General features: G+C 63.1%; 9 protein-coding genes and 1 pseudogene. 7 read left to right on the forward strand and 3 right to left on the reverse strand.

Annotated elements, in window-relative coordinates:
* Positions 1 to 166: 166 nt before the first annotated feature.
* The 6 genes and pseudogenes from C6Y44_RS28220 to C6Y44_RS25515 all read left to right on the forward strand — a co-directional run.
* Positions 167 to 1,082 (forward strand): annotated as a pseudogene (locus tag C6Y44_RS28220) (IS3 family transposase); the annotation flags it as partial.
* Between the two features lie 151 nt (positions 1,083 to 1,233).
* Positions 1,234 to 2,378, forward strand: a protein-coding gene (locus C6Y44_RS25495) for an IS3 family transposase (protein WP_225623883.1) whose coding sequence is annotated in 2 segments (ribosomal slippage) — positions 1,234 to 1,498 and positions 1,498 to 2,378 — 1,146 coding nt in all. Because the reading frame shifts where the segments join, the coding sequence is not laid out codon by codon here.
* Between the two features lie 104 nt (positions 2,379 to 2,482).
* A complete protein-coding gene (locus C6Y44_RS25500) occupies positions 2,483 to 2,821 on the forward strand; it encodes a histone-like nucleoid-structuring protein Lsr2 (protein WP_192379047.1) in 339 nt (112 codons plus the stop codon).
* A gap of 1,731 nt (positions 2,822 to 4,552) precedes the next feature.
* The gene (locus C6Y44_RS25505) at positions 4,553 to 5,170 is read left to right on the forward strand and encodes a hypothetical protein (protein WP_041804393.1); all 618 of its coding nucleotides are present in this window, start codon (positions 4,553 to 4,555) and stop codon (positions 5,168 to 5,170) included.
* 9 nt (positions 5,171 to 5,179) lie between these two features.
* Positions 5,180 to 5,815, forward strand: coding sequence for an RES family NAD+ phosphorylase (locus C6Y44_RS25510; RefSeq protein WP_192379085.1), 636 nt, complete (start codon positions 5,180 to 5,182; stop codon positions 5,813 to 5,815).
* Positions 5,816 to 7,162: 1,347 nt separating this feature from the next.
* The gene (locus tag C6Y44_RS25515; RefSeq protein WP_192379049.1) at positions 7,163 to 9,148 is read left to right on the forward strand and encodes a cutinase family protein; all 1,986 of its coding nucleotides are present in this window, start codon (positions 7,163 to 7,165) and stop codon (positions 9,146 to 9,148) included.
* Positions 9,149 to 9,800: 652 nt separating this feature from the next.
* On the opposite strand, the gene C6Y44_RS25520 is transcribed toward C6Y44_RS25515, so the two are convergent.
* The 3 genes from C6Y44_RS25520 to C6Y44_RS25530 are packed head-to-tail and all read right to left on the reverse strand — an operon-like array spanning position 9,801 to position 14,958.
* On the reverse strand, positions 9,801 to 11,117 hold the full coding sequence (locus tag C6Y44_RS25520; RefSeq protein ID WP_225623884.1) for an amidase: 1,317 nt from the start codon (positions 11,115 to 11,117) through the stop codon (positions 9,801 to 9,803).
* Positions 11,063 to 12,880, reverse strand: coding sequence for a hydantoinase B/oxoprolinase family protein (locus tag C6Y44_RS25525; protein ID WP_024100318.1), 1,818 nt, complete (start codon positions 12,878 to 12,880; stop codon positions 11,063 to 11,065). Before C6Y44_RS25525 ends, C6Y44_RS25520 begins: the two co-directional genes overlap by 55 nt.
* Entirely contained in the window at positions 12,877 to 14,958 is a 2,082-nt protein-coding gene (locus tag C6Y44_RS25530) for a hydantoinase/oxoprolinase family protein (protein ID WP_088899539.1), read from the reverse strand. Before C6Y44_RS25530 ends, C6Y44_RS25525 begins: the two co-directional genes overlap by 4 nt.
* Positions 14,959 to 15,280: 322 nt before the next feature.
* Between C6Y44_RS25530 and C6Y44_RS25535 the strand changes: the two genes are divergently transcribed.
* A complete protein-coding gene (locus C6Y44_RS25535; RefSeq protein WP_024100316.1) occupies positions 15,281 to 16,015 on the forward strand; it encodes a FadR/GntR family transcriptional regulator in 735 nt (244 codons plus the stop codon).
* The last annotated feature ends 72 nt before the right edge of the window (positions 16,016 to 16,087 follow it).

Below are 16,087 nucleotides of genomic sequence, written 5' to 3' on the forward strand. Positions count from 1 at the left end.
GGGCGGACACGCTTCTGATCAAGTCATCTGCGCGGGCAGACCGAGCCGCAGCTCGGTCGTGGACATGTCCTTTTGAAGACACCACCGCCGGGGCGGGTCGGTTCTACCCGGAGTCACACGACCGAGCTGGAGCCCAGCCTGTCAGCCGGCCGCAGGCCCGCCAATGCCATTACAGCTCTACCCGCTCGTGAAGCAGCTCGCCGCGGACTTCGATTCCCGTCGCGGCGAAAGTGCCGGGTCCTTGAGCTTGCCCGTCAGCCCTACTACCGGTGGCTCGAGCGCCCGGTTACCGATGCCGAGCTCGAGGAGGCGCACCGGGCGAACGCACTGTTCGACGCTCACCGCGAAGACCCCGAGTTCGGCTATCGGTTCCTCGCCGACGAAGCCCGCGATGCGGGCGAGTCGATGTCGGACCGCACAGCGTGGCGGATCTGCTCGACCAACAAATGGTGGAGCGTCTTCGGGAAGAAACGCGGCTCGAAGAAAGGCCGTTCCGGGCCGCCGGTGCACGACGATCTTGTCGGCCGTATCTTCACCGCGGACGAGCCGAACCGATTGTGGCTCAGCGACATTCCCCCTAGCACTCCGTGCAGGGAGGTGCCCCCACCGAGCACCGCACCGATGAAGGCAAGCTGTATCTGTGTGCGGTCAAGGATGTCTACTCGAACCGGATCGTGGGCTACTCCATCAGTGATCGGATGAAGTCTCGCCTCGCCGTGGCCGCTCTCGAATCCGCAGTGGCCCGGCGAGGTTCGGTCGCCGGGTGTGTGGTCCACTCCGATCGTGGGTCGCAATTTCGTAGCCGGAAATTCGTCCGCGCCCTCGGTCGCCACGGCCTGGTCGGGTCGATGGGTCGGGTCGGGGCGGCCGGCGACAACGCCGCGATGGAATCGTTCTTTGTGCTGCTCCAACGCAACGTCCTCGACCGGCAGCGTTGGGGCACTCGCGAGCAGTTACGCATCGCGATCGTCACCTGGATCGAGCGGACCTACCATCGCCGGCGACGTCAGCTCAGACTCGGCCGATTGACGCCGGTTGAGTTCGAGACAATCATGACCACACCAGCCGCACAGGCTGCGTGACCGTATCTGTCACCGGATCGTGCAGCAGTCCCGTTTCGGAGTTGGTTTGGCTTTGGTGACAAGAGGCTATGGCGTGTCCCCTGTGAGTAGGTCCGGGTTGTTCTAGAGTCCTGATTGCCCTGGTAAGGGCGAAGAAGGGACGATAGGGATCATGGCGGGACGCAAACGTCACTCGGCCGAGGACATCGTGCGCAAGCTGCGCCGGGCCGACGAGTTGGCCGCGGAAGGCAAGAACGGCGAGGAGATCGCCGCCGCGCTCGAGGTGTCGGCGGCGACGCTGTACAACTGGCGTCGTCAATACGGCGGCATGGATGCCGATGCGGCGAAGGAGCTCAAGGAACTGCGGGAGCAGAACAGCCGGCTCAAGCGATTGCTCGCAGATGCCGAGTTGGAGAAGGACGCGTTGCGGGAGATCGCGAAGGGAAAATTCTAAGCCCGACCGCCAAACGCGCCGCGATCACCATGCTCACCGACACCCTACAGATGTCGGAGCGGTTCGCGTGCAAGGTCGTTGGGCTCTCCCGATCGGTTTACCGGCGGTTGCCGTTGGCGCAGACACCAGGCGACCCGGACGCCGATCTGCGCGCAGAGTTGCGCAGGTATTCCCGCAAGCATCCGCGGCACGGGTTTCGTCGGGCGTGGGCATGGCTGCGCTACGACCAGGGCATCGAGGTGAACAAGAAGAAGGTGCACCGCCTGTGGAAAGAAGAAGGATTGCAGGTCCGGCGTGCTCCACGCCGCAAACGTGCCGGCCTGTCCTCGGTTCCGGTCGTCGACGCTGATGCTCCGAATGTGGTGTGGGCATTGGACTTCCAGCTCGATTCGACCGTCGACGGCAAGACGGTGAAGATCGCGTCGATGGTCGATGAACATACCCGGATGTCGTTGTTGAACATCGTGGACCGCTCGATCACCGCCGGCCGGTTGATCGAGGGCTTGGAGAAGGCGTTCGCGATGTGGGGTGGGCCGCCGCTGGTGTTGCGCATGGACAATGGGCCTGAGTTCATCTCGGAAGCGCTGCGGGACTTCTGTGCTGGGTCGGTGGGGGTGTCCTACATTCCGCCGGGCACGCCGTGGAACAACGGGTTCATCGAGTCGTTCAACAACCGGTTGCGCGATGAGTGTCTGAACCGCAACTACTGGCCCACTCTGCTCGAGGCCCGGGTGGTGATCGAGGACTTCAAGGACGACCATAATCACCGACACCGTCATTCGGCATTGGGGTACAAGACCCCCGCCGAGTACGCTGCCGGATGCACCCACCGGCACCAACCGGTGGCGTGCGAGATCGACTGATCGACTGCACAGAGCAACCGGCTCTAGAAACGACCGGACCGACTATCGGGGACCTGCCAGCTACTTAGACTCCGGCCGGATGCATTCGAAGAGGAGATCAACCTGTGGCGCGTAGAACAATCGTTGAGACTTTCGACGACATCGATGGAACTGCGTTGGACGATGACGGAGAAACCATCAGTTTCGCTGTCGATGGGGTGGAGTACACCATCGACCTGAACAAGAAGAACGCTCGCGACTTCCGGAAGAAGATCGACTACTACGTCGAGCGTGCGACCCGCGTCGGAGGCCGCAAGAAGCGAGCCGGAACGGCTCGGTCATCCGATCCGAATTCTCCGAGCTCCAAGGAGATTCGAGAGTGGGCGGTTGAAGAAGGTTTCGAGGTTCCCGCGCGAGGACGTCTGCCTCAATCCCTCGTCGACGAATACGTCGCTGCTCACTGATAACTAGCTCTCTGCAGACGCACCGACTCACGGCTTCGCCCCGTCTTCGTCCGCCGTGGCCGGCGCACTTGCGATGGGCCAAATCTAGGGGAGGTCGAGTCAGTGCGATCGAAAATGAGGAAATAGGGCAGAATGCGTGGCCGTCTTCGGATGGCGATAAACCGGACGACCCTGCTCGAGTGCCCTGCCGTATGCGATCGGCAGGGCACTTTTGTTTCTTTGTCGCGGACAGAATGTTAGGGATAAGAAGGGCGCTATGAGGTGCTCGCGTCGAAAGTATCGACGTCCGTCGATGCTGACCTATGTCGTCGCTATCCATTCAACTGTTTCGGTAGCTACTGTCCCGGCGTCTTGGGGCACATGGCAGAGCGCAGGCCCTCTGGTGATGTGCGATACGCAACCACACCGTCGTCTCTCGCCGGGTGCGTTCTATCTCGAATACCGCTCTGATACGGGCGGTGCAGCGCTACATCGAGCCCAACCGGTGCGCTGTCGTCGAACAGGGTTTCGGTACTGACGACGTCTTCCATCACTGTCGATGGGCTCCGGTAGCGATTCGCTCACGTTGTCAAGGCCGTGTCGAAGGACGCGAATCAGACTTGCACGCCATCGATTTCGACGGACCAGCGCCGCCTCCTGCGTGCATGGACAGTAGGTACCACGAGATGGTGCTCGCAAGCGCCGGCGACCGTGAGCAGCGCGGCAGCAAGGAAGTCCCAAATGCGTACGTCGGCGGAGTTGATGAGTAGGTAGGGGAGTGGCTGGAGCACAAGGCTCGTTACTGGCGCGACGGTGAACTACCTGGGATGTGCACGCCGTCCTGTTGCTTCTTGTAGTAGCCCCCGGGGTGTCGCGAGTGAGGACCACGGACGGCGGAGAGATGGTTTGTCATCGCCACGCGCTGACGACGTCGTCTGGGGGGTCGTACGAGGGGAGTCAATTGCTCGGCGGCGGCAATCGGTCGAGAGCGGGTGTGGTGCTGCATTGACGGGTTGGTAGTGCCGCGGTCGATGATCTTGCTGAGAGGGGCGTCGATGTGGATGGCAGGCGCGTCTCTCACTGGTGCAGAGGACGAATAGCTCGAGCTCGGGGAGTTCGGAGATCTGAACCGCCCGAGGGGAGATAGGGGTACCAACGCGGCGGCAGTACGACTCCGGGGTTCTCCCCGTCATGACGGGTGGGGTGAAGACCTGAGGTGAACCCCTCGGGTTTGTACAGTGACCTCGGCCGCAACGTCCCACACGCATGTTGCGGTCTGGCTGTGGCTCCTTCGACCGAGCTGCGGTGACGAATGTTCAACTCCATCTCGGGAGTGGTCGAGTCCTGGCAGGCCGCTCACCCCTCGGAGCTGCCCGCCCTGTGCCCCGGAGTCCCTGATTCCGGGGCACGGCGACTCGGGAAGCGAACGTTGTGCATCCCAACGGACTGCTCGACCGTTTTCTCGGGCCGGCGAAAGGGATCGTTGCGGAGACAACCATCCTGGTCGGCAGCTCTATCGGGAGGGTCAATCTTCGCTGTTTCGATGACGAGAAGGTGTTGGCGGCGTCACCCCCGGTCCTGGACGTCGTGGCCGTTGGAAGGGGGCGCGCGGTGGCCGTGGCGCGTTGTTCTGGGGTTTTGTGGCTGCTGGCGTCGGTGTTACACCGACGGGAGTCGTCAGGGTGGGCGCGCTTGACCGAGTTCGCTATCATGTATTTGCGAGCGTAAATCATCGCAAATCAGGAGGTCGTGGTGAGTGAAGCAACGACGGAGAGCCGCTATTTGCGAGGCGACCTCAATTTCGAAGATGCCTTGCGTGAAGTGACCGGAGTCGACATCGGCCGTGATCAACTCGTGCAGATCCTCAAGAGCCTCCATACGGCGAATCCCGCCGGGCCCGCACTGTCCGAGCACGACGCACGCGTGCTTACCGATGCCGGATTCACCGCGAGTCCCGCCGCTGCCACGGCAGCGCGAGTTGATCGCGATGTTCGGATGGCCAACCTCGTCGCGACCTCGTTGTCCATTGCAGACGCTGCAGTCAGCCTCGGCGTCACGCCGGCTCGCATCAGGCAACGAATCGCCGACGGTACCCTGTGGGCATTCGACTCCGGTCGCAACCGCTTGTTGCCTCCGGCGCAATTCACCGACAACGGGGCCGTGCCTCACCTCGACAAAGTCATGCCCCACATTCCGAAGGACCTGCACCCGCTGACGGTTCAGACATTGCTCACGCAGCCGCAGTCGTCATTGGTCGTCGATGGCCGGCCGGTCTCGATCGTCGCGTGGTTGACCGGCAGCGCAGGCACACCCGAAGAGGTCGAGATTGTGGTCGACGTGCTTGCCGCCGCCGAGTGGGAATCAGCGTAGATGGGGGCAATGCTTCCGCCACCGCCCTCCATCGCGAAGCTTCGTGCGGCAGGTCTGCTGCCGAAGGAAATACTCGAGTGGCAGCCGAGCGCGATCGTGTGGCGCGTGCACCGTACGACGGGCTCGCACGTTCTCCCGTGGAATGCGTTGCGTGAGTTCGGGCCGATTTTGCGGTTCGATCAGCATCCGCTTCCGCGTGGGGATCATCCCGGCTACGGCGTGTGGTACGGCGCTTCGAGCCCCCGAGGTGCATTGGCGGAAGCGTTTCAATCGGCGAGGGTGATCGATCGCCATCGCGGTGAGCCTTATCTGACCGGTGTGCGCTTCACCCGCGTTCTGCGGTTGCTCGACGTGTCCGGTATCGGTGGAGGTGCATGGGCCACTCGGGTGGGGGGCAATCGCGCTCTTGATTCCGTGCCGCACCGCCTCTCGCAGCATTGGGCCCGCACTATCCATCGCGCTCACACCGATCTCGACGGGGTCATCTATCGCGGTCGGTTTGCCGGCAGCACGTCCGTTGCTGTCGTCGAACGTGCTGCTGATGCGTTTCCGCAGCGTCCTGTGCTGTCGCTTCCCTTGTCGCATCCTGGTCTGGCTGATGCCGTTGATACCGCGGCGTACGAACTCGGCTATGTCGTTGTTTGATCCGGTTGCGGGGCATGGCCATCGCTCACACACGTACTGAACGTGGGGAGGTTGACAATGGTGGGGGAGGCGTCGGCGAGGGTGGCGAACAGAGCCGCTGGTCGTTTCGAGTAGGACGGTCCGGTCGGCAGTGCTGTGCTGGCAGGCTGAGTCGATCCGGAGTGCCTGTGGGCCCAGTGGTGTCGGGGCATTCGAAAGGGTGGAACACGGGTAAGGGCAAGGGATCGGCCCGTGTGCCGTGTGACGTCGGCAGATCTGATGTCGAGTTGTATGCCGGGCGGGCTGGTCTCGGCGTCCGAAGTTGAGCGGTACGTCGCCGATCTCCGCCTTCGTGTGGAACCAGTGAGGCGTGTCCTCGAGCGTCTCTGTTGGGCTCAGGACATGACGCCTTCGACGGCGCGATTTGCTATAGGAGGTCGGTGGTGGCGGGTCGTTGATGACGTGGCGTTCGGTGCGAGCCCCCGAGGTCTGCCTACTGGTAACGGGTGGGGTTGAGGTTGCGACCTATGGTTTGTGAATCTTCACCAGGCGCCGGCCGCCGTTGCTTTGTCAGCCCTTGCGTGTGCAGTGGTTGCCGTTCTGTTCCGGGAGTCCAGTGTTGCTGTCGTGTTCGTTTGTGCGGCAGCCGTCCTGATCGTTGTCAGCGCCGCGTTCGGGATGGCCCGGTTTCCTGCTGACCGTGTGCGTCGGTGCGAGGTGTGTCGGCAGCGTCTCGCTGGTGACGAGTATGAGGGGTTGTGCTCGGTCGCCTGTGCGGCGGAATATCGCGAGGTGCTGGACCGGCAGGAGGAAGAAGACCACTGGTGGCGCGCTATCGCATAGATGGTTGGTTGTCGCTGGTGTTGGCGTGCGTCTTGTTGCGCTCGCTGGACGGGGTCTGTCGGCCCTGACGTTGTCGGGGCACCCGGTAAGAGAGTTCGCGAGATCCGGGGGGCGGTCATCGACCTGGCAAGTGGTGGTTCGAGCGGTGATGGCCGCGGTTGACGGTCGGTTCGTGTGATGATCGTTCGCGTCAGATCGCTGCTGAGCGTGATGGCCGGTTCATCACTAGACGCGTGAGGCAGTTCCGTGCTGGCTCGGGCGTGGTCGCGTTTTCGGAGGTGGCAGCCTGGGGATGGACGATCGAGGCACCGGTGCTGCTTTGTGGGTTCGAAAGAGCAGCTGTCTGCGTTGTCGATCGATGACAGTGTCTGTACGTCATGCACGCCGCGCACGTATCTGAAGATCGGCTGATTGTGCCGATCACGGGGCGAAAGTGGGCGTCGGACAGGTTTCACCGCGTTGGGGAAATCGGCCGTGTGGGTGAACGTAGGCGCACACATGTCCTTCCGGCCATCAGAGGTACTCATGCCTGCGCGACATTCGAGGTCCCGCCGCACCGCTGCGTTGATCGTCACCACGATCATCGTTGGAGGTTGCACGCTGTCCACCGTTCCCGCGGTCGCCCACGCGGAGCCAGCGGACTGCGTGTCGACGTTCAACCTGCTGATCCCTGGAACCTGGGAGACCGACGAGAACGCCGACCCTGCTGTGCCGGTGGGCATGCTCGCAGCTGTTGCGCACGCCCTGAACAATGCCCATGGCGACGCGGTCGAGGTGTACACGCTGCCCTATATGGCGCGTGCGTTCGACAACGGCCACACCTACGCGGATAGCAAGGCGGACGCGGTGTCGAGGGCCACGCGGGTGCTCGAGGATGTCGCACAGTCTTGTCCTCGTACGAAGTTCACGCTGACGGGGTATTCGCAGGGCGCCGATGCGGCAGGTGATCTCGCCTCGGATATCGGCAACGGCAGGGGACCGGTCGATGCAAGTCGTGTGCTTGCTGTCGGGTTGCTGGCCGATCCGGGAGCCGGGACACCAGGGGCCGCGACGGTGGGGCCGCGGACGTCCGGACACGGCATCGCCGATCCACGACCTCGAGGAATGGGGGCTCTGTCTGGTCGGGTGGCATCGATCTGCGATCCCGGTGATCTGTACTGCTCGATCGAGAAAGGGACGAACCCGCTGATCGGCTCGCTCGGCTCGATCCTGAGCAAGACCCCCAGCGCCGCCGGTGCCACCGCGTCCGGCGGCAATACACAGCTTGCCGGCGCACTGACCGCGGACTTCTCCGATGCGGATCTGCCGGCACTAGGCGCCGACGTCACGATCCTCGGTCAGCAGCTCACCGCACCAAATATCGATCTCGGGCAAGTCGCCGCGACTGCGCAGTCGATCGCGTCGACTCTTGCTCCGCTAGCCGACCTGCTTTCCTCAGGGGCAGTGAACCCTGCGGCGACCGATCAACTCGGTGCCGCACCGGCGGGGACCGCCGAACATCATGCCTACGACGTGCTCACCAGGGCCGGTGACTCCGATCTTGCAGGTGCCGTCGACGCTGCGGTCGAGATCGCCGACACGGCACGCATGCTCGCCGGGAACGAGTCACCATCCTTGCCGACGTCAACTCCCGAGATGCGTGCTTTTACGGAGAATGCCGACGTATTGACTGGGCAGATCGGCCCGTTGGCGTCCGCCCCTATTGATGTGCTTGCGTCGGCGAGCAGCGTGTTATCGGTGCTCAAACCGACGGTAGTGATCGATCAGGTTCTGAACGTCGTGGCCGGCGTGAGCTCGCTGGATATGCCCGGCATCTTGCACAACTTGACCGTGCTGCCGCAGAAGGTTGCCGCGCTCGACGCCCGCGGTGCCCACCAGGTGGCCGGGGAGTTGAACAATCAGTTCTCACCACTGGTGGAGATGGCGGCAGCCGTGGACTTGCGGTGGGTAGCGCAGGTGCTGGCCGTGATCCCGGATCCGTCCGGCGCGACGCAGATCGCGGCGTTGGTCGCGTCGATCCTGTCGAATGTCGACGTCATCAGGCTGGCTACGATCGTCGGTCAGATCCAGGAGATCGCATGGTCGGCGGTGGAAAAGGTGCTTCCCCCTCCCGGCATTGCGCCCGACCCGGTGGGGGCCGCTGCGGCGATGACCGGTTTGCTGCCCGTCGGATTGGACCTGGCATCGGTAGCGACCGACATGCTCTCGGGCAAACCGACCAAGACCGCTCCCGACTTGCTGGGCAGGACCACACACGCTGCGTCGCCGACGATCACGAACCAGGAGGCGAACCTGGACATGTGGCAGCTGTCGGATTCACTGGTCGAGCTCTCACAGTCCCAGAGTGTCGATGATCTGGCCTCATTGGTCAGCGAAGGACTCAGTGCAGCAAGCTTCTTCACCTCTAACGCTCACACCAACTACAACACTCTCGTGGTCGACAACGCCGGCCGCAGTGCCATCCAATGGCTGTCGGATTGGCTCAATCTCCAGATCGGACGTGCCGTATGAATCCCCGCGCCCATAATCCATCCACCCGTTGGATCTGGTGCGGTCGCTGTCGACACCGGGGTTATCTGACCCGAGGGGATGCGAAGACGGTCCGCAAACGTCACCGAGGGGAGAAGGGCATGGCGGTGTTCGCCTGCCCGCACCTCGAGGGGTTGTTCCACATCGGGCACCGTCCGGACGCCCTGAATAGTGGGGAGATCGACCGGGAGCGTCTTCGTTCGCAAGCCATGTGAGCAATGGGAAGCTGACGGCGGGACGCATCCATCTCGGTTGCTTGCAAGGGGTGCGCAGGTCATTGCCACGTCGGTGAGCCAGGTCAAACCAATGACCATCACCAAAAGTCGCACGATCGACCAGTCGTCGAACCATCGGATCGGAAACGTCCCTGCGCGGTAAATGCCGCATGATCATGGCGGTCCCTGACGAACTGGATGTCGATCGGTCCAGGCTGTCGGGTGGGCTCAACGCTTTGAAACCGTCCCTGCGCCCAGGTCCAGGTCGATTGCGTGAGGACTGCGACCAGGTCGGTGCTGACAGCACCGGGTGTGCCGGAGTTGATGGACCAGGTCGCCTTTCACCCGCTGCCTGTTGGGTGGGAGGCGACTCTTCGCGTCCTCGGTCAGGGTGATGGCCAGTGATCCCCGAGAATGACTCAGCGCATAATGTATAGCGGTGGTCTCCTGGTGTGCCAGTCCGTGGTGCGCTGAAACTCTTCACCGATGCCGAACAGTAGTGATTCGTGATGGGCCGCGGCCGTGAGTTGAGCACCGATCGGCATACCCGTATGAGGGTGAGATCCGACCGGGAGCGCGAGCGTGGGTCCGTCGTGGAGGGACCAGGGATAACTGAACTGGCCGAGTCGGCGCGAGCGTGCAATGACGTCGTCATCACCGGCGATGGGCGGTACGTCGACCGGCATCGTCGGGGTCAATACGGCGTCGACGTCTGTGAACAGCGCGCTGAGTCCGCGACGGAACTCCGCCCTGGCGGCCAGGGCTGCTGTTCTCTCGGAGTCCGAAATGGACAGACCCAGGGACACACGCGCGAGGGTATCGGGATGGAACAGATCGGGCGACGAGTGCACTCGGTCATGGTGGAGCGCAGCAAGGTCCGAGTACAGCAGGATGTATACGATGTCCTGCGCGTGAGCAGCGCCGGGAACATCGACCGGTACCACCTCGTATCCCACGCTCTGCAATTGCCGTGCCGCTGCGTCGATTGCGTCGCTGATGGCAGCGTCGACGTCGTCGGTGATGAACACCGACGGCAGCCCTATCCGTCGAGCGGGGCTAGGCGCCGGAGCCTGGTCGGTGCGCAGTACGTCGAAGAGGCGGGCAACCTCGGTTACCGATCGTGCCATCGGACCGACGGTGTCGAAGGCGTCGCTGACCGGGAAGACTCCGGTATTGCTGATTGCGCCCCAGGTTGGTCGCAGTCCTGTGATGCCGCATGCTGCTGCGGGTAGGCGGACTGATCCGCCGGTGTCAGTACCGAGGGCTGCGTCCACCAGACCTGCAGCGACTGCGGCGCCGGAGCCTCCACTCGACCCGCCCGGGACCCGGCTGGGGTCCCAGGGGTTGCGGACGGGGCCCACGGCGGAGTTCTGGGAGGTGACTCCGACCGCGAACTCGGCCATGTTCAGCTTGGCGGTGATCTGCGCGCCCGCAGCGATCAGTCTGCGGACGACCTCCGCGTGTGCAGATGCGATGCGGTCGGAGAAGAACCGGGACGCACAGGTCGTGGGTACACCGGTGACGTCGATGTTGTCCTTGACGCCGATACGCATTCCGGTCAGAGGACCATCGATGGTGGCGTCCGGAGTGTCGATCCAGGTGATGACGCTGCCCAACGTCTCGTCGAGAACGTGAGCGGTCGGGCCGCCGCTGATTGCGGCGGCCCGACGTGTGGTGCCGCTCAGGATGCGCTCCCTGCGCGCAGTGCCGCGGTGGCTTCCTCGTCTACGGTCCACGTGTCGGTGTCGACGGCGACCCCGTAGTCGCGTCGAGCGTCCTCCGCCGTGAGGTACTCGTCCCAGACGTCGCTGAGGACCTGGAAAGGATCGCGGAGGAACGGATTTCCGAAACCGCCGCCGGAGGGCAGCTTGATCTCCAAGGTTTCGCCGGCGCGGATGGTTTCCTGGGTGACCTTGGAGAAGAGCACCTCCTCGCGGTCTGTTCCGGCGTTGCGGGTGAACGCCCCTGCGACGCCGTCGTGACCGCCCAGCGCACCGGCGGGCGGGTCGGAGCGGTTGTCGGCTTCGGATCCGAGGAAGGTGTCGGTCTCCATGAGCCATTTGCGGACGCTGCCGATGCCGCCTCGCCACTGGCCCGGTGCGGGAGCTTCGTCGCGGAGTTCGTATCGGAGGGCACGCATGGCGTGGTTGAGTTCGAGTTCTTCGATGGGGTTGTTGCGGGTATTGGCCATGAGCGAGTCGACGGCGTCCATGCCGTCCTTGCCGTTGCGTCCGCCGTACGAACCTTCGTTGATTTCGATGTACACCCAATATGATTCGCCGTCTTCAGCGACGCCGGAGTAGGCGATGGCGCATAGTGCTGCCGACGATCCCGCGATCGCGTGGTCGGGGAGTACGGGTGCCAGGGCGAGGTTGATGGAGTCGAAGATTCGGTTCACCTGGGAGAACCGGGCGAAGCACGATGCCGGGAAGTCCGGGTTGAAGATCGTTCCCTCGGGTGCGTATGCCCTTACTGGGCGGAAGCAGCCGTCGTTCTGGGGGACGAATTCCTCGGTCAGGTCTTCGTCGAGCAGGATGGTGCGGATCGCGGCGACTGCGACGGGGAGGACGGATCCTTCGAAGGGCACGTTAAAGGCGGTGGGGACCTGGTCGTTGGAGCCGGTGAGGTCGATGAGGATGTCTTCTCCCTCGACTTGCACGCGCACGGCGACCTTGAGGGGAACACCGCGGTTCTTACCGTCGTCGTCCAGATAGCCGATGGGTGCTTCGTAGCTGCCGTCCGGTATTTCGCGGATTCGGCTGCGAAGCATGTTCTCCGAGTAGTCCATCCACCGTTCGCTGGCGCTCATGACGGTGTCGAGACCGTACTTCTCGAGCAGTTCGATGAATCGCTTCTCACCGATGCGTGCGCAGGCAATGAGTGCTTCGAGATCGCCTCGGTTCTGTTCGGGTGTGCGAACGTTGTCGAGGATGTGCTGGATGAGGTAGTCGTTGCGGACACCGGCGTCATAGATCTTCATCGAATCCATGAGTTTGCCTTCGGCCCAAACATCGACGACATCCATGCACAGGCCGGGGAAGTTGCCACCGACGTCGGATACGTGTCCGGTGCATCCGGCGAATCCGATGTGCTCACCTTCCCAGAAGATCGGGATGATCACGCCGTAGTCGGGGGAGTGGGCTGCACCGTGGTACGGGTGGTTGTGCAGGACGACGTCGCCCGGTCGATACGTACCTGCGAGTCTGCGGTTGACGCCACGGATGTATGCGGGGATTGAACCGCAGTGCATCGGTGTCGAATCTGATTCGCACAGTTCACGGCCGTTGATGTCGAAGATGCCGGCGCCGAGGTCTTCGGATTCGCGGATTAGGCTCGAGTAGGCCATGCGGTAGAGGACCTGCGCCATTTCCTTGGCCATCGACTGCAGTGCACCGCCGATGACACGCAGTGTGATCGGGTCGACCTCGACGTCGTTCCACGTACGGTGGGACTCGCCCGCGAGCGATACGCCGGTTTTGGGCATCAGGGTCTTGCTCATGCGGGCTTCCTCTCGATGATGATGTGGCCGACTGCGTCGACGGTGGCGTGCTGGTTCATGCCGATGATGGTCGTGGAGTCGAACTGCTCGACGATGGCGGGTCCTTCGATGGTATTGCCGGCCAGAAGAAGCGATCGATCGTAGACCGGGGTGTCGATCCACTGGGGCGCGGCCGTTTCGTCGCGCCAGAATAATGCGCGGGTCATGGTCTTGATCGCCGCGGAGCAGTCGGCGGTGCCCTTGTCGATCTCGGTGATACGGACGTGCGGTACGGCGCCGACACCCGTGACGCGGATGTTGATCAGCTGCACCGGCTTGTCGTCGAAACGCTGGGAGTAGGTTCGTCCGTGTGCCTCGTGGAAGGCCTCGGCGACGGTCTTGACCCAGACATCGTCGATGTCGCCGTCGGGAGCGGGGACGCGTAGTTCGTAGCCCTGTCCGACATAGCGGCAATCCACGCTTCGTTCGAGCGAGATGTTCTCGGTGGGAACGCCGTCGGCTTCCAGTTGGGCGATGGCTTCGCGGGCGAGTCGGTCCATCTGTGTCTGTAGCAGGTTCAGGTCTGCGTCCGCGGAGGAGGTCCAGACGGTGGTGGGAATTTCGTACCGGATGTCGGTGGTCAGCAATCCGACTGCGGAGGTGATGCCGGGGTGTCCGGGCACGATGACACGGGGAATGCCGAGTTGGTCTGCGATCTGCCATGCGAAGAGGGGGCCGGCACCGCCCTCGGCGATGAGCGAGAAGTCGCGCGGGTCGTAACCTTTGCGTACCGAGTGGAGGCTGATCGCTTCGGTCATGGAATGGGCGAGGATCTTGAAGATCCCCATCGCGGCCTCGTCCAGGGTGGTTCCGAGCTTGTCGGCGATGTGGGTCTGGATCGCGGTACGGGCCAACTCGGGTTCGACCTTCATGGTTCCGGACAGGAAGCTGTCCTCACGCAGCCAGCCCATCATGACCATAGCGTCGGTCGAGGTCGGTTCGGTGCCGCCACGGGCGTAGCAGGCGGGTCCGGGGAATGCCCCGGCGCTTCGAGGTCCGACCCGGAACATGCCGCCTTCGTCGACCATGGCGATGGAACCGCCACCGGCGCCGATCGTGTCGACCTCCGCCATCGGCACCATGGCGTGGTAGTCGCCGATGCGGGTGTCGAGGAGATGCTTCATTCGGAGGGTGCCGTTCGGCGCCACACCGATGTCGGCGGAGGTTCCGCCCACGTCAAGTGTGATGACGCTCGGGAAGCCGGAGGCCTTACCGATAGCGCATCCTCCCAGCAATCCGGCGACCACACCGCTGGTCAGCAGCGAGACCGGCTGTTCGCTGGCGCTGCGCGAGGTGACCAGACCGCCAGCGGAGGTCATAAGATGCACGTCGTCGCCGACCTGCGCCTCTGCGGCCTTCTTTGCGAGGTTGGCGATGTAGCTCGAGGTCTTCGGTCCGATGAAGGCGTTGAGTGCCGCAGTGGAGAATCGTTCGTACTCGCGGTACTGGGGAGCAACCTCACTGGAGAGCGAGATGAACACCTCGGGGTACTCCTCGAGAATGATGTCCTTGACCCGTTTTTCGTGCGTGGGGTTGCGGTACGAGTGCAAGAAGGCAACGGCGATAGCGTCGACTCCGCGTTCACGGAGCAGGCGAACCTCTTGGCGCACTGCATCTTCGTCGAGCGGTACGAGGACGTTGCCGGAAGCATCGATCCGTTCGGGCACGACCCGGCGGTTGCGACGCGGCACCAACTGCCATTTCTGCCAGGGCAGGTCCTGGTAGTTCGAGTAGTTTAGGGGACGCTTCTTGCGGGCGATGTGTAGAAGGTCGCGGAATCCCTCGGTCGTGATCATGCCGACGTTGCACCCGTTGTGTTCGAGCACGATGTTGGTGGCAACGGTGGTGCCATGGAAGAACATGTCGATGTCGGATGGGTCGATGCCGGCGCGTTCGGCGAGGACCTCGATGCCGTCCATGGTTCCGATGGAGGGGTCGTGGTTCGTCGACGGGGTCTTGTGGACCACTACGGTGCCGTCGTCGTCCCACAGCACGAGGTCGGTGAACGTGCCGCCGACGTCGACTCCAATTCTCTTCATCAATACTTCCAATCTTTCGGTGCCCGCGAGGAGCGGAGGGGACGACCGAGCCGTGCGGCGGTCCGAAGTCTGGGGTGGTGGGTCACTGGGAGGGTGATGTAGGTCATCGTGCTTGAGGGCGACCAAGAAATCAATACCTCAGATGTTTTCGGGAGAAATCTGCCCAAAATCGCGGTCCGATCGGTTCAATCCTTGGAAAAATCACCTAAAGGGCGGATGATTAGGGGGTATGGGACAGGTGCGCGGCGCCCTAACTCGGCCGCAGCGTCGGGTTAGGCTCAGGCCGTTCACCGCAGCTTTCGAGAGAGAAGAGTCGACGCTCGTGACCGAACCGACGACCGGGGACGCACCCGTCAAGAACGGACCTGCCTATGCGGTCCTCGCGGAGCACCTGCGCAACCGAATCCTGTCCGGTGAGTTGCAACCCGGTGTCCGGTTGCCCGGAGAGGCAGAGTTGACCGCTGAATTCGGTGTCGGTCGCAGCACCATCCGTGAGGCCTTGCGTTCGCTGGCGAGCCAGAACTTGATCACCACGACTCGGGGAGTCACCGGCGGTAGTTTCGTCGCCGCGCCGAGTGTCGGGCATATCAGTGCGCATCTCGAGACGGGTGTGGCATTGATGGCGGCGGCTGAGACGGTCACCGTCGCGCAGCTGATGGAAGTGCGTAACCTCATGGAGGTGCCGGCGGCCGGCATGGCGGCATTCCGTCGGACCGATGAGCACCTCGAGCAACTCGAAGCGTCGATCTTCGACCCACACAGCTTGCAGGGACCCGAGACGTTCGCGAAGAATCAGGAGTTCCATTTGGTTCTTCTTCGGGCGACGGACAATCCGTTGCTGGAGTTGATCACTGCGCCGGTGTTTCGAGTGCTGTCCAGCAGGTTCGGGCGCGAGCATGCCCCGCAGGGGTTCTGGCAGTGTGTCGATCACGATCACCGTGCGATCCTCGATGTCGTCGCTGCCGGAGACTCCATGGCTGCGATGGATCTGATGCGCAGGCATCTGGACAACTTGGGCGACTCGTATCGCCGGATGGATCGCCGCGGACAGGCTTGACTCAAAACATCTGCTTTTTAGGCGAGTAGGTATCGAAGATCCCCGGATGATTGCCTTGCTCTGCACTATTGA

Origin of the sequence: Rhodococcus rhodochrous, assembly GCF_014854695.1 — a bacterium.
Taxonomy (GTDB): Bacteria; Actinomycetota; Actinomycetes; order Mycobacteriales; family Mycobacteriaceae; genus Rhodococcus.